The sequence below is a fragment of the Streptomyces sp. NBC_00210 genome (assembly GCF_045160975.1).
Lineage (GTDB): Bacteria > Actinomycetota > Actinomycetes > Streptomycetales > Streptomycetaceae > Streptomyces.
The window spans coordinates 8,472,782-8,487,180 of sequence record NZ_CP108120.1 but is presented as its reverse complement, the minus strand read 5'-3'; the positions used below and the strand labels follow the sequence as shown (position 1 = coordinate 8,487,180).

8 protein-coding genes are annotated in these 14,399 nt (G+C 69.2%); 5 read left to right on the top strand and 3 right to left on the bottom strand.

The genetic code is table 11. The features are described from left to right. Window positions 1-25: 25 nt before the first annotated feature. The 3 genes from OG729_RS38075 to OG729_RS38065 form a co-directional block, all read right to left on the bottom strand. Window positions 26-3,442, bottom strand: a complete 3,417-nt coding sequence (locus OG729_RS38075) for a DUF6603 domain-containing protein (protein ID WP_405810685.1) — start codon at window positions 3,440-3,442, stop codon at window positions 26-28. Beyond that, the gene (locus tag OG729_RS38070; protein WP_405810683.1) at window positions 3,435-5,096 is read right to left on the bottom strand and encodes a hypothetical protein; all 1,662 of its coding nucleotides are present in this window, start codon (window positions 5,094-5,096) and stop codon (window positions 3,435-3,437) included. The genes OG729_RS38075 and OG729_RS38070 overlap by 8 nt, the downstream gene beginning before the upstream one ends. Before the next feature lie 185 nt (window positions 5,097-5,281). After that, window positions 5,282-6,862, bottom strand: coding sequence for a hypothetical protein (locus OG729_RS38065; RefSeq protein WP_405810682.1), 1,581 nt, complete (start codon window positions 6,860-6,862; stop codon window positions 5,282-5,284). 444 nt (window positions 6,863-7,306) lie between these two features. On the opposite strand from OG729_RS38065, the gene OG729_RS38060 reads away from it, so the two are divergent. The 5 genes from OG729_RS38060 to OG729_RS38040 all read left to right on the top strand — a co-directional run bounded on the left by OG729_RS38060 (window position 7,307) and on the right by OG729_RS38040 (window position 14,399). Next, entirely contained in the window at window positions 7,307-8,722 is a 1,416-nt protein-coding gene (locus OG729_RS38060; protein ID WP_405810680.1) for an amidohydrolase family protein, read from the top strand. A gap of 799 nt (window positions 8,723-9,521) precedes the next feature. Beyond that, complete coding sequence (locus OG729_RS38055) at window positions 9,522-10,451, top strand: 3-oxoacyl-ACP synthase III family protein (RefSeq protein WP_405810678.1); 930 nt, start codon at window positions 9,522-9,524, stop codon at window positions 10,449-10,451. 2 nt (window positions 10,452-10,453) lie between these two features. Beyond that, the gene (locus OG729_RS38050; RefSeq protein WP_405810677.1) at window positions 10,454-11,401 is read left to right on the top strand and encodes a hypothetical protein; all 948 of its coding nucleotides are present in this window, start codon (window positions 10,454-10,456) and stop codon (window positions 11,399-11,401) included. Beyond that, window positions 11,401-13,368 carry a fatty acid CoA ligase family protein gene (locus tag OG729_RS38045; RefSeq protein WP_405810676.1) on the top strand — a complete coding sequence of 656 codons (1,968 nt, stop codon included), beginning with the start codon at window positions 11,401-11,403 and terminating at the stop codon, window positions 13,366-13,368. Before OG729_RS38050 ends, OG729_RS38045 begins: the two co-directional genes overlap by 1 nt. Then, on the top strand, window positions 13,365-14,399 hold the full coding sequence (locus tag OG729_RS38040) for an NAD-dependent epimerase/dehydratase family protein (RefSeq protein ID WP_405810675.1): 1,035 nt from the start codon (window positions 13,365-13,367) through the stop codon (window positions 14,397-14,399). Before OG729_RS38045 ends, OG729_RS38040 begins: the two co-directional genes overlap by 4 nt.

The window sequence follows — 14,399 nt, the reverse complement described above, 5'->3', positions numbered from 1 at the left end:
TCGCTGCGTTCGGGTCGCTCCGCGCTCATGACAGGGCCTCCGAGGCGGGGATGACGTGCAGGGTGCCGTCCAGTGAGGGGGCGTCGGCCACGCGGTCGGCCAGATCCTGGGCGGCCAGGGCCTGGCTGGTGAACGGGCCGCTGAGGCGGCGGTTGTTCAGCGTTCGCGCGACCACGTACGAGTCTCCGGTGACGGTGAGCCGCTGGCCCGCGGGTTCGCGCAGCGTCCGCTGGGCGGCGGCCAGGGGCGAGCGTGCCACGCTCGATCCGGCCATGAAGTGGTTGAACAGGGTGCCGTTGTAGTTCACGAACGACTCGGACGGCTTGTCCGGCGGGGTGATCGTGTCGATGACGCTCTGCTCGTACCGGGCGCTGCGGCGCACCGCGCGCTGCGACGCCATCGCCACACCGTCCGGGCTCAACTCCAGCCCGGCGTGCTGCCGCTCGAAGGCCCGGCGCGCCAGCTTGGCCGCGTCGTCCATGTTCTGGAACTGCGCGAGCGCGAACATCTCCTCCGCGTCGGACAGCTTGGTCAGCCCCGTGCCCGCCGGGCTCACCGCCAGCTTCGAGACGTCGGCCGCGGCCTCCGAGCCGACCTTGTCGACCTGGATGTCCAGCGGCACGGCGCGTTGACGTACGAACAACGTGCCGAGCGGGTGAAGCACGAGCTCCGACTCGGCCTCGGGCAGCGCGCGCAGCGTGACCAGCGGCGCACCCCCGGCGGGCGGCCTGGCCTGCCAGCCTTCCGGCTTGAGCAACTCGGCTGCGAGCAGCGGCATGACGTTCACCGGCGGCAGCACGGTGTCGCGCTCCTCGCCCCAGGTGATGTCGAAGTCGGCGGAGATCTCGAAGAAGAAGAACGAGATCGAGCCGGTGCCCCTGGCCCGCCATGGAGTGGGGCCGGACAGGGCGAACCGCAGCGAGATCGAGAACACCCCGACGCCGAACGCCTTGAGCGACACCGAGGCGTGCACCTCGATGATGAACATGAACGGCGAGAACTGGAACAGGGCATCGAACCCGATGTGGCCCTCGATGCCGAACCCGCCGAACCCGAAGAACAGGTCGGCCTGCGCGCCGAACTGCGCCGTGTTGCTCGTGACGGCGAAGTAGCCGGAGATCGTGATGCGCCCGATGCCGCTGTTGAGTACGTCCACCGACACTCGGCGCGGGCTGGGGAAGGGCAGCGGCGGCGGCGCGAACGACGGATGGAAGCCGCCGACGCTGAGCACGAAGTTGGGATCCGCGCCGTAGGCGACGAGCAGGCCCATCTCGCCGTTGATGGACATGGTCAGCACCCGGGAGCCGAACAGCGAGGCGAAGAAGAAGATCCGCTTCCTGTCGAATTCGATGGCGCCGGCGAAGTTGACCTGCAGGATCAGCAGCGGCAGTTCCTCGGTGGGCAGCGCCACCTTGAGCACGCCGACGATCGCGATATTGCCGGGGATCTCGATGATCACCCCGAGGGAGACGCTGACCAATGTCGGCGTGCCCCAGCCGAGCTTGGCCATCGGGCCGATCAGGAAGGTGCCCTCCTGCGGCGGGAAGAACGCCCTCAGGTCGCTCAGGATGCGCGGAGCGTTCGCCACGATGTCGCGCGGGAACATCACCGACTCGATGGCGCCGGTCCGTACGCCCTCCATCAGCGCGTCGAGCCGCATCGTGCGGTTGAGGCCGATGATGCCGCCGACCCCGATCAGCTTGAACCCGTAGCCGAGCTGCAGCCCGCCGCCGCCGAACTCGGCGGTGAGCACGAGCAGTAGCGAGAAGCCCGACGAGCCGTCCGGCATGCGGGTGGTGATCAGGCCGATCGCCTTCACCGCGAGGAACTTCGCGAACTCCAGTTGCAGCACGCCCGCGTACTCGCCGCGGTCGGGGTCGGCGAACAGGTACCCGCCGCCGGTGACGACACCGGCGTCGAGCGACAGACCGACGCCGGTCGGCGGCTTGAAGGCGAAGACCAGGTCGGCGGGGCCGAGGTTGCCACCGTTCCCCGGGAAGCTCAGGTCGGCGCGGACCCCGATCCGGTCCACCGCTGCGGAGATCGGGCCGAGCTTCGCGGTGAGGCCCGCGGACAGCTCGATCGGCAGCTTCCCTGCCTCGATCGTGGCGAGCAGATAGATCGCCTGGAGCTGCACCGGGCCGAGCTCGACGTGCACCGGAACCTGGATCTCAAGTCCGCCGCTGCCGTGGAAGCGCAGCCCCTGCTCCGGCGTGAAGGAGAACCCGACGTCGAACCGGCTCTCCAGGTGCAGTTGGCCGAGCAGCGTGGAGATGAAGCCGTCTCCGCCGGCGGTGTCGATGATCAGCTTGCCGCCGGTGACCTCGCCCTCGGCGATGGGCCCGCCACCGGCCTTGCCGGTACCGGGGTCGAACGTCAGCTTCATCCCGCCGGTGGCGCTCAGCCCGGCGAACTCCAGCCGACTGCCGCCCGCGGTACCGAGCAGCAGGAACGGGGTGGGCGGCGTGGCCTTCAGCCCTGCGGTGATGGACGCCTCGAACGGGCCGGCGGGCGGAGTCAGTTCGATGTCCAGCGGGGGTCGCAGCTCGCCGGACGCGCCGGCGGGCAGCGTGCCGGAGAGGCCGATCTCCGCGTTCCAGGTGGGCGGCGAGACGGGGAAGGTGAAGGTGGTGGTCAGTGCGCCGCGCAGCATGACGGCGACCTTGAGCCCGGAGCCGTCGGCGGTGGGCTCCAGGTCGAAGGCGAAGATCTGCAGCCGGGGAGGCTCGGTGGCGGTACCGGGGGTGAACAGGACGGGCAGTCCCAGGCCCGCGACCATCGCCTCGATCACCAGGAGCAGCCGGCCCGCGTCGAAGTGGTCAGTGCCCCAGCCGTACAGGGTGCCGAGGTGCCCTACCGGGTTGGTGAGCGCGGGCAGAATCCGGTCCAGATGAACCGAGACCCGCTCGTACGGGGGCTTCGACGGGTTCGTGGCGTCGCCGGGTACGAAGGTGCGCTCGAGGATCCCGAAGACCAGTAACAGCGCCGACGCCGGAGCGGAGAGCTGAAGGATGTCGGCCACCAGCAGGTCGACGATCTTGCGCGGCAGATTCTCGTTCAGCTCGGCGATCTGCGCCGCGGTGATGCCGGGCAGCGTCGGGCCCGCCGTGGCCAGTGCGTTCGCCAGCTCGGGCAGCGCCTCAACCACCCGCCCGAACTGGGTGATCAGAGCGAACGAGGCACCGGCGACCGCAGCCTGGTCGCCGGAGGAGATCGCGGCGGCCAACTGCTGGGTGAGCGGCCGGAGCTCGGCCCCGCACCCGTACACGGTGAGCCGGGCGGCGCTGATCGTCGGCTCGGTCAGAAACTCGTCGGGGAAGTGCACCCCGAGCTGCTCGAACGTGTCGATCGCGGAATCGTCGCCGAGTTTGTTCGTGATCCGGGTGAACACCCCGGCGAGCTCGGTGGCGACGCGCTCGATGCTTCCCGCGGCCTCAGCCATCGCCACCGACCTCCTGTCGTACTGCGCCGAGCGCGAAGATGATCTCTTCCAGGGTGCGCCCGCCGATGTCAGGAAGGACTCGGCGTACGCGTTCCAGGTCGGTGCGGAGCGCGGGAGTCCCACGAGCAGAGAGGACAGCGGCGAGCTCGTCGGCGCACTCGAGCAGTGGGCGGCCGTCGATGGTCTCGGGCAGCGCCAACTCGGCGCGGCTCACCATGTGCATGAGCAGCTGAAGCAGCGCGGCGCCGCCACGGCGGTGCCAGACGAGGGCTACCCGGCGATCCCGGCGGATCAGCCCGTTCACCTCCTGCTGATGGTCTCGCCAGAAGGCGATCAGGACCCGCCCCGCGTCGGAAGCCTCCAGCCCCGCCCGCAGCGTTGCGAGGCCCTCCTCGGGCGGGCGGCCCTCGGCGAACCATGCGCTGGCGACCGGAGCCCTCAGGCCGCCCTCGCCGTCGCCGTCACCTGTGAACGCGGCGCGGGCGGCGGGCTCCGCGGTGATCCGCTGGGCGACCTCGGCCGGTACGGCGACGGTGCTGCCGCCGGGCACCGTGTGCACCTGGTCGGGCGCGGAAGCCGTGGAGATCACCGTCTGAATGTTCTCGATGTCCTTCAGCCGCTTCAGCGCCTTTGTGACAGGCATCGCGTACGCGGGCACCAGTTCAACCCCGTCCGGCGTCAGGTCCCGCGGCGGCTTCCCCTCGGCCACCCGCTCGGCGTTGGTCTTGTCTCGGCTGCGGACGATCCCCGTCACCTGGCAGGACCCCACTGCCGTGTCGTCCACCAGCGCCGACCCCGAGTCGCCCTCGGCGGCGAAGAACACGACGCTTCCCGACGTCGCCGCCGGGTTTGTGTTCGGGCGGATGACCAGCAGGTTCTCGACATCGGGACCAGTGGCCCCCAACCCGATGACGACCCCGCCGGTGAGTCGCGTGCGCCCGCCCCGCTTCCGTACAGGGAACGACTGCGTTTTGGCCTCGGCAAGTGTGATGTCGTGGATGCCGGTGACGAAGCCGATGTCGGCGATTTCGCAGAGAAACTTCATGCCGGGCGAGAGCGCGATCAGGGCTTCGTCGCGGTCCGGCTTGTGCTCGAGCCCACCCACGTACTTCCCGATGGTGTCCTCGCAGCAACCGCTCGAGCCTCCGGCCGACGGCTGGCCCACCTTCGTGAAGCCCGACGTGGGCGGCGAGATATCCGGGGAGAAGATCACGTGACCACACGTGAGCCCGTACGCAATGTTGATGTCGGCGGGGTCGGAGACGAAGCAGCCGAGCGTCCCGACGTACTTACTCCCCGGCATCAAGATGAGCGACCCGCCGATCACCGGCCGGTTGCGGGACTCGTCGAACTTCACGTCCTCGGGGAGGAGCGCACCGTCCGCGACGAGGGGCACCATGTCCCCGCCGACGTAGACATCGGTCTTGACGCCGTCGATCTCCTCGGGGATCCGCTGCTCCGGTGGGATTTCCGAAAGTGGGAGCTTGGCATCGACATAGACCTGGACGGCCAGTTCGCCGGTCGGTCGGCCGTCGGTCTCCTTGCCGCCGATGGCGACCAGATTCACGCCCGGCAGCGAGAGCAGCCACGCGGTGGACTCCTCCTTGACCCTCGCCACTTGGGCGATGGCCTCGCGATCGGATGCGTCACTCATGAGCGGGTACCCCCTTGTCCGGACCGAGCGCGAACGCCGGTGACGTGCGCCGACCGAGATCGGGCAGAGCCCGGCGTGCGCGTTCCAGATCCGTGCGGAGCGACGGCCCTTTGCGCCCCGACACCACGCTGATCAATTCGTCGGCGTATTTCGATTCCGATTCGCTCGGTGCCATCGCCGACCCCCTACTCGAGCCGAAACGCGGTCAGAACCTGCGGATACGTCATTCCGCCCAGGTCGGGCAGTGCTGCCCGGGCCTCCGCCAGGTCCTGCCGCAGACCGGGGCTCGCGTACGGCGCGAAGGCGTCGGCGATCCGGTAGAGGGCCTCAGACAGCGGCCTGCCGTTTATCGTCTGCGGCATCGCCAGCGTGTGATCGGCGGTCATCCGGAAGAACATCTGCATCAGCGCGGGCCCACCGCAGCGGTGCCAGACCAGGGCCACCCTGCGGTGGCTCTCCAGCAGCGCGATCAGCTCGCTGCCATGCCTCAGCCACAGGGTGATGAGCCGGCGCCCTGCCCGCGTGGAGTCGAGCTGCTGCTCAAGCCCCGCGAGCAGATGCGTCGTTGGCAGTGGTACTCCGGGCAGCCATGCTGCCTCCACCGGCACCCGTACGCTCTCGCCTGCGGGTAACCCGGCCAGCGCCGGGACGAGTTCCTGGGGCAGGGCGACGGTGGTGGCGCCGGGGACCGTGAAAACCACCCCGGTTGTGGTGCCGGTGGCCATCCTGATCGCGAACCCCTCCGCCAGGAACGTCGCGATGATCTGCTCGATGGGCAGCTCGAGGCCCTTGTTCATCTTCTGCGCGGCCACGAAGTTGCCCGCGAAGTGCAGCGTCACGGCCTGGCCCTGGTCGTTGACCAGCACGCTGCCGGAGTCGCCCGCGTCGGAGAAATACAGCGACTGGCCCGCGGGCACGGCGATGTTGGGGTTGGGCTTGACCACGGTGATGTTGGTCCTGGTGAACCCGTCGGAGGTGGTGTGCGTCGTGTTGATGGCCTCGACCACACCACCGGTCAGCCGGGTCCGGGCGCCTCGCTTGCGTACGGCGTACCGCTGGGTCTGCGCCTCCTGCTGGGTGATCGTGTGCGTACCGGTGATCACTCCGATGCCGATGAGCTCCGTGCGGTACTCCATCCCCGCGTCGAGCTGGATCAGCGCCGCGTCCCTCACGCTGTCGCGGCCACCGCCCACGAACGTGCCGATCATGTGGGAGCAGCACTTGGTGGGACTGGAGGCCGCCTTGGACTGCCCCACCCGGGTGCTCCCCGCGACGGCGGGCGGGCGGTTCTGCCCCCCGCCCACGATCACGTGGTAGTTGGTGATCGCGTACACCTTGTTCGGGTCGGTCCCGTGCAGCAGGAAGCAGCCCAGGGTGCCGAAGCCGACGCCGGACATGTCGCTCTGCACCCGGCTTCCGCCGATGAGCGACCGGTAGCGCTCGTCGTCGGTGTCGTGGTCGGAGGTCAGCGGCGACCCGGGGACCGTGCCCGGCGTGGCCTCCTCGATCGGGGGTGCGGTCTCCAGCCGGCCGATGCCGAGTTCGCTGACGTCGATGCCGATGCCCTCGAACCGGGCGGGCAGGGTCTCGCCGGAGGTGAGCTCGGCGAGCGGACGTTTGTGCTGGACGAAGACCTTGAGGACAAGCTCGCCGGTGGGGCTGCCATTGCGTTCCCGCCCGCCGATGCCGACGCCGGTGACACCGGGGATCTGCATGAGCACGTCGGCGGCGCGTTCCTTCACCGCAAGAAGTGCCTCGTCTGGCATGGCGTGCCCTCCTCGCTCCCGACATGCGGGTACACGGGTGGCCCGCACCCGCGGGCCCTGTGATTGCGAAGCAGACCTCCGCCGAAGGCGTACGCCACCCGGCCGAAGGACCTGATTAGCCTAATTGGGTACTTTAGGATCCCGGTCTGACGGGTAGCCAGCACGTTCACTCAAGTGGGGTACCTGCCGGTCGGCTTTTCGGTGGATCTCAGTTCGTGTGCGAGGGCCTGACACGGGGGCTTGGGCTCTTACTTCAGCCCCAACTCCTTTGCATCGTGGACGAGTTGCCCGGCATTGGCAATCAATTCCCCAGGCTGATCCCGGCGGGGGTGCCGCACACCCGGGTGAACGGCGGCCTGGTTGCCGCTCCCGCGCCGCCGGAGGCTGATCTCACCGGACGCCCCGACCAAAGGCGCCGTCCCGACCCGTGAACGGACGAAGACCATGAACCTCGACCACACCCCGCGCCAGGCTGTCCTCGATCAACTGCGCCGGGCCGCCGCCGACCCGGACCGCCGCATCCTGTTCACCGGCGCAACCGTCGTCACCATGGACCCCGCGCTCGGCACCCTTCCGGTCGGCGACGTACTCGTCCAGGGCACCACCATCGCCGCCGTCGGCACCGACCTGCGTGCTCAGGGGGCTGCCGACGGCGCCGTCCTCATCGATGCCGCCGGCACCATCCTCACCCCCGGCTTCGTGGACACCCACCGCCACGCATGGGAGGCCCAGCTGCGCCGGATCATGCCGGACGTCGACGACCTCGGCGCCTACGTCTCCACCACCCTCCTCGGCTGTGCCCCGGTCTACCGGCCCCAGGACATGTACACCGGGACGAAGCTGGCGGCGCTCACCGCCATCGACTCCGGCATCACCACCATGCTGGACTTCTCCCACAACTCCCGTACCACCGCCCACTCCGACGCCGCGGTCCGGGCCCTGCTGGACACCGGCATCCGCGGCGTCCATGCCGCCATGGGCCCGCACTTCGGCGCCTGGGACCACCAGTGGCCGGCCGATATCGGCCGTCTCCAGAAGGAGTACGGCAACGAGCTGCTGACCTTCCGCCTGGCGACCCTCGCCACCGACGAGATCGCCGGACCCGACCTCGCGTACGGCCCCGAACTCGCCCGCTTCGCCGAGGAGTCGGGCATCGGCGTCAGCGTGGACGCGGTCTTCGGCGCCTCCTCCTCGCAAGCCATCCTGGACTGGGAGCGGCAGGGCATGCTGGGCCCGGACCTCACCCTGATCCACTCCACCGGGCTGACCACCGAGGCCTGGCGCGCCATCGGCGCCAGCGGCACCACCATCGCCCTGGCCCCCACCTCCGACGCCCAGATCGGCCTGGAGAGCGCGATCCCCGCCGTGGACGAGGCTTTGTCCGCCGGCGTCCGCCCGGGCCTGAGTATCGACGTCGAAGTCGCCCTGGCCAGCGACATGTTCACCCAGATGCGGGCCCTGCACGCCATCCAGCGCATGCGCGCCGTCAACAGCGTCTACGGCACCGACCGTGAGCCGGTACGCATCGGCACCGCCGACGTACTGGACTTCGCCACGCTTCAGGGCGCCCGCACCAACGGCCTGGGCGGCGTGACCGGCTCGCTGACCCCGGGCAAGCAGGCCGACCTGCTGGTGGTCACCGCCGAGGAGATCAACAACATGCCGCTCAACGACCCGATCGGCACCATCGTCCTGGGCTCCGACGCCCGCAACATCGACACTGTCCTGATCGCCGGCCAGGTCCGCAAGTTCAACGGCCGCGTGCTGGAGGTCGACCTCGCCGAGCTGCGCGCCGAGGTGGCCGACTCCCGCGACCACATCCTCTCCGCCGCCCAGAGCGCCACCGAGGCAACCGCCTGAGCACCGGGAAGGTGGGTGTGCAGCACCCGGGAGCCCTTCACCTGGGCGGACGGCGGCCTGGTTGGTCCCCGCAAAGCGGCCCACAGTAGAGGCATGACCAGCAACGGTGCGCGCCGCGTTGTAGGCCGCTTGCCTCTGCGGCCGGTTCCGGGGGGCGGCTCTCGCAATCTCCGGCTACCCGAGCGGATGGACGGTCAGCCATGCGTTGAGCTCACGGGCGGAAATGGGCAGAGCGCTACATTCGTACGCTCGAGATCCGGCCAGACACATCGCACGGAATGTGCACAAGCAACGGTCCCGAAACACGAGTTCCGGCCCCCCGTCCGGCAGCCTCGGCGAGGCGAGCATCGCCGCTCCGGCGCGATTTCGCCGAGGCAGGGTCCCATCTCTCCTACCCTCCCGACATTTCGCGCCGCGCACCACGACACCCTCTCGCAATATTGACCGCTGATTTTTGGCCATCACACTCGGCAACCCTCCATAACCGACGAGTGGCGATCATCACAGGCTCACGATGTCAGACCCCGCTGACCAGTGCGCTAACGTCGTCGGGCGGCGCGCCGACGTCAGGGCATTTCACGAACCATGACCAGGTCGGCCCTGCGGTGAAACCGGAAATTCATCGAGGTTGTCACCCCGTCAGTGCGCCACGTGAATGATGAATCACCGGGAGAGGTTTGTGAACAACAGTCGTTTAGAGTCCATCGGGGCATACCTTCCCTCGGCCGTTATGAGTACTCCGGAACTCCTCACTCGCATGGAGAAAGTTCCGGAATTCGACCTCTTCAAGATTACGGGAATGGCCGAGCGCCGCGTCGCGGACGACACTGCCGACATTCCCGAGGACTGCCTCACGATGGCTGTCTCGGCAGCCCGCGACTGTCTGGATCGCTCGCGCTACTCCCCCGATGAGATCGACGTCGTGATTTCCTGCTCCATCAGCCGCACGACGGACGGCCGACGGCACCAGTTCGAGCCGTCGTTCGCCCATCGCATCGCCAAGGAGATCGGCGCGACCTCCGCCATTCACTTCGATGTCTCCAACGCCTGCGCGGGCATGATGACCGGCGTCTATCTGCTCGACCGGATGATCCGGTCCGGCGAGGTGCGCAACGGCCTGGTGCTCAGTGGGGAGCACATCACCCCGATCGCCTTCACTGCCGCGCGCGAGATGGAGGACAGCCGGGACCCCCAGTTCGCGTCTCTCTCCGTGGGCGACTCGGCCGTAGCCGTGCTGGTCGATCGCGCCACCGACGAAGCGGACGTGATCCACGACATCGAGTTGATGACCTGCTCGGAGTACTCGCACCTGTGCCTGGGCATGCCCAGCGACGACACCGGCGATCTGGCCATGTACACGAACAACAAAGAGATGCACGCCGAGGACAGGCTCTCGCTGTGGCCGACCTTCCACCGCGACAAGCTGACCGAAGGCGGTCGCCAATTCGCCGACGAGGAATACGACTTCGTCGTCCAGCACCAGGTCGGCAGCCGGTTCATCGACTTCATGAACCACGTGGGCGCGAGCATCTTCGAGACACCGATGCCGCAGACGCTCTCGGTCGTCGAGAAGTTCGCCAACACCGCGACAACCTCCCACTACTTGGTACTGCACCAGGCTCTCGCGGAAAGCCGAATACCCAAGGGATCGAAGGTCCTTCTGGTGCCCGCAGCCTCGGGTGTGGTGACCGGTTTCCTGTCCGCGACCGTCTCCTCCCTGGAGGTATGACCATGGCCACCGTCATCACTTCCACCGCGCTCAGCCCGGCCGACGACACCGGCAGCGCGATCGGCTACGCGGCATCGGCCGGCAACGCCTGTCTGCAACAAGCCGGGCTCACCGCCGCGGACGTCGACGTCCTGATCAACGTCGGCGTCTACCGCGACCACAACATCTCCGAACCGTCCGTCGCCGCGCTCATCCAAAAGCGCATCGGCATCAACCTGGACTACCTGCACGACCCCGACCGGCGGGCCGCGTTCTCGTTCGACCTCATGAACGGCGCCTGCGGCGTGCTCAACGCGGTCCAGGCGGCCAGTGCCCTGCTGGCAACCGGCAGCGCCCGCCGGGTGTTGGTGGTCTCCGCCGACACGCATCCCTCGATGGACCCCTCCAGGGCGGGCACTGCCGAGTTCCCGTACGCGAGCACCGGCGCGGCATTCCTGCTGGAACGCACCGACGACGCCCGTGGCTTCGGCCGGGTGCACCACCGGTCAGCGCCGGGGGCACATGGCGTCAACGGGTATGTGCCGCTGTACGAGGCCGGCTCCGAGGGCCGCAACACCATCGTCGTCGACCGCGACGGCGGCGTCCTGGAGCAGTTGCTCGACCTGGCCGTCGACTCCGTACTCGGCTGCCTCGCGGCCGAGGAGGGCACCGACGCCGAAGCAGCGGCAGCGTTCCTCGACCGCACGCTGCTGATCACCTCGCAGCCGTCGCCCGACTTCCCCGCCGAGCTCGCCAAGCGCCTGGGGGTGGCATCCGATGCCGCCGTCACCGTCGAAGGGGTGCAGGGCGACCCGCACACCTCGGCACTCACCTACGGCTTCCGGCAGGCACAAGAGGCGGGCAGGCTCGAGGGCTTCGACCGGATCCTCTTCCTCGCCGTCGGCGCCGGGCTGAGTTCGGCAGCCTCCCTGTACCACCTGGCCGACGACAGCGACGGAGCCGCGCGCTGATGCCCAGCAGCACAACCGCACTGCCCATGGACGCGTTCCTGACCGAACTGCTCGCGTGGCATGCCGTCCGTACGCCCGACAAGGCGGCCGTCATCCACCCGGACGGCGACCGGATGGAGTCGGCCGGCCGACCGGCCTACGCCTCGGTCGGCTACGCCGAATTCGCGGCCCGGGTCACCGCCTGCGCCGCCGCACTGGAAGAGCACGGCATCCGCCGCGGTACCCGTACCGCCCTGCTGGTGACTCCGGGCGTCGACCTGCTCACGCTGGTCTTCGCGTTGATGCACGTCGGCGCGGTTCCCGTGGTGGTCGATCCCGGCATGGGCCTGAGCCGCATGGTGGACTGCCTTCATCGGGTGGGTGTCCAGGCATTCATCGGCGTACCGGCCGCACACATCCTGCGGCGGCTGCGCCCCCGTGCCTTCGCCGGAGTGCAGAGCCTGATCAAGGTGGGACGCGGGAGCGGCACCGCGCTTGAGGAGCTGACCTCGCTCGGTGCGGGCCTGCCGCAGCTGCCTCCTGAGGAGTCCGGGCCCGACGACCTCGCGCTGATCGGTTACACCACCGGCAGTACCGGCCCGGCCAAGCCGGTCGAGCTCACCGTCGGCATGCTGCGGGGCATGGCGTACGGCGTCGAGCGGGGCCACTTCACCGCCGACATGAAAAGCACCCTGGTCACCCTGCCTCTGATGGGCGTGTTCGACCTCGCGGCGGGCCGCACGGCCGTGGTGCCGAAGATGAACATGGGCCGGGTCGGCGCCGCCGACCCGGCGCTGCTGACCGACGCGATCCAACGCTTCTCCGTGAACGCCATGTTCGCCTCCCCCGCGCTGCTGGGTCCGCTCTCGGCTCATCTGGCGGCGACCGGCGCCCGGGTGCCGTCGCTGCACATGATCGTCTCTGGTGGGGCGCCGGTGAGCCCCGAGCTGATGGTCGCGCTGCGCGCCGTACTGCCCGACGAGGCACGTGTGTTCAGCACCTACGGGTCGACCGAGGCGCTGCCGATAGCACTGGTGGAGAGCAGGGAAGCGCTGGCCGGGCCGGCCGTCGGCCCGGCTGAGGGCCTGGGTGTCTGTGTCGGCCGGCCCGCACCCGGCACGACGGTGCGCACCATCGAGGTCAGCGACGGGCCGGTGCCCCGATGGACCCCCAAACTGCTGGTGGCAGCCGGTGAGATGGGCGAGATCGTGGTCAGCGGAGAGGCGGTCAGCCCGCGCTACTTCCAAACGCCCCAGGCCGACTCCGAGCACAAGATCCAGGACGGCGAACGTCGTTGGCACCGCACCGGTGATGTCGGATGGATCGACGGGGAGGGACGGATCTGGTTCTGCGGTCGCAAGAGCCACCGGGTCCGCGCAGCCGACGGCGACCTGCACACGGTGCGCTGCGAGGGCGTCTTCAACACCCACCCGCGGGTGAAGCGCACGGCGCTGGTGGGCCTTGGCCCGCATGGCGAGCAGCGGCCGGTGCTGTGCGTGGAGCTGGCGCCGGGCACCGACCGCCGGCAGTGGCCCCAAATCGAGGGCGAGTTGCGCGAACTGGGCGCGAACAACCCCATGACCAAGACGATCGCGGACTTCCTGCCGCACCCCGCGTTCCCCGTCGACATCCGCCACAACGCCAAGATCCGCCGGGAGTTGCTGGCCGGCTGGGCCGAGGACCAGCTCACCGGAAGCCGCCGCCCGACGGCGGTCGACCGGGCGCTGCGCACCGTCCCGCTGCTCGGGTGGGCGTACCTGGCGGCCTGGCCGCTGCTCCCTTGGGACCATGTGGCGCTGACGGCTCTGTGGTGGCTCGACGCCTTCCTGAGCGTCGTCGTCCACGCGGTCCAGATACCGTCCGCGCTGCGCGCGGAGCAGGAACTCGCCACCGGGCGCAAGCCGTGGGCGACAGCCGGGCTCACGATGCTCTTCGGGGCTACGTGGTGGCGTCCCCGCAACCGCAAGACGAAGGGTGTTGCCGCGTGAAGGTCCTGGTGACAGGCGGCTCCGGGTTCCTCGGCAGCCATATCGTCGACGCCTGTGCACGCGCCGGCGACGAAGTGCGGGTGCTGGTGCGCAAAGAGAGCGACCTGAGCTATCTGCGCACCGTTGCAGGCGTCGAGTTCGCGTACGGCGACCTGCGCGACGCCGCCTCCGTACGGCGGGCGATGGACGGGATCGATGCGGTGCACCACAGCGCGGCCCGGGTCACCGACAGGGGTACCCGCGCCCAGTTCTGGGACGAGAACGTCTCGGGCACGCAGCGCCTCATGTCGGCGGCCCAGGAAGCCGGGGCACGACGCTTCGTCTTCATCAGCAGCCCGAGCGCGCTGATGAGCATCCACGGCGGCGACCGCCTCGACATCGACGAGAGCGAGCCCTTCCCCGCGCGCCACCTCAATCTCTACTCGGAGACCAAGGCCGCCGCGGAGCGCCTGGTGCTGGCCGCGGACCGCGCGGACTTCACCACCGTCGCGCTGCGCCCACGCGCCGTGTGGGGCCCGCGTGACCACTCCGGTTTCATGCCGCGGCTGCTCGCGAAGATGATGACGGGCAGCCTGCCCGACCTGTCCGGGGGCAGGCCGGTGTACGCCTCGCTGTGCTACTGCGAGAACGCCGCCGACGCCTGTGTGCGGGCGGCGCGTGCCGAGGGTGTCGGCGGCAGGGCGTACTTCATAGCCGACCGACAGCCGGTGGAGATCTGGAGCACGCTCGCCGGCCTCGCCGAACGGTTCGGCGGCAAGCCTCCGACCAAGCGTGTCTCCCACAGCCTGCTGCGCGCAGTCGCTTTCACGGCGGACATGGTCTGGAAACTGCCGCCGCTGGCCAAGAACTCCTCGCCGCCGCTCTCCCGGTACTCGCTGGCTCTGCTGACCCGTTCGGCGACGTACGACATATCGGCGGCCCGTCGGGATCTGACGGCGCCGCGGGTGGACCACGAGGCCGGGATGGCCCAGCTGGAGGCCTGGATCGACAGCATCGGCGGCGTCAACGAGTTCATCCGGAAGGTGAAGTAG

What these genes read in the sequence shown, in the direction of transcription:
- OG729_RS38075 (WP_405810685.1), bottom strand. Translation starts at nt 3,442, where the DNA reads ATGGCTGAGGCCGCGGGAAGCATCGAGCGCGTCGCCACCGAGCTCGCC.
- OG729_RS38070 (WP_405810683.1), bottom strand. Translation starts at nt 5,096, where the DNA reads ATGAGTGACGCATCCGATCGCGAGGCCATCGCCCAAGTGGCGAGGGTC.
- OG729_RS38065 (WP_405810682.1), bottom strand. Translation starts at nt 6,862, where the DNA reads ATGCCAGACGAGGCACTTCTTGCGGTGAAGGAACGCGCCGCCGACGTG.
- OG729_RS38060 (WP_405810680.1), top strand. Translation starts at nt 7,307, where the DNA reads ATGAACCTCGACCACACCCCGCGCCAGGCTGTCCTCGATCAACTGCGC.
- OG729_RS38055 (WP_405810678.1), top strand. Translation starts at nt 9,522, where the DNA reads ATGGCCGAGCGCCGCGTCGCGGACGACACTGCCGACATTCCCGAGGAC.
- OG729_RS38050 (WP_405810677.1), top strand. Translation starts at nt 10,454, where the DNA reads ATGGCCACCGTCATCACTTCCACCGCGCTCAGCCCGGCCGACGACACC.
- OG729_RS38045 (WP_405810676.1), top strand. Translation starts at nt 11,401, where the DNA reads ATGCCCAGCAGCACAACCGCACTGCCCATGGACGCGTTCCTGACCGAA.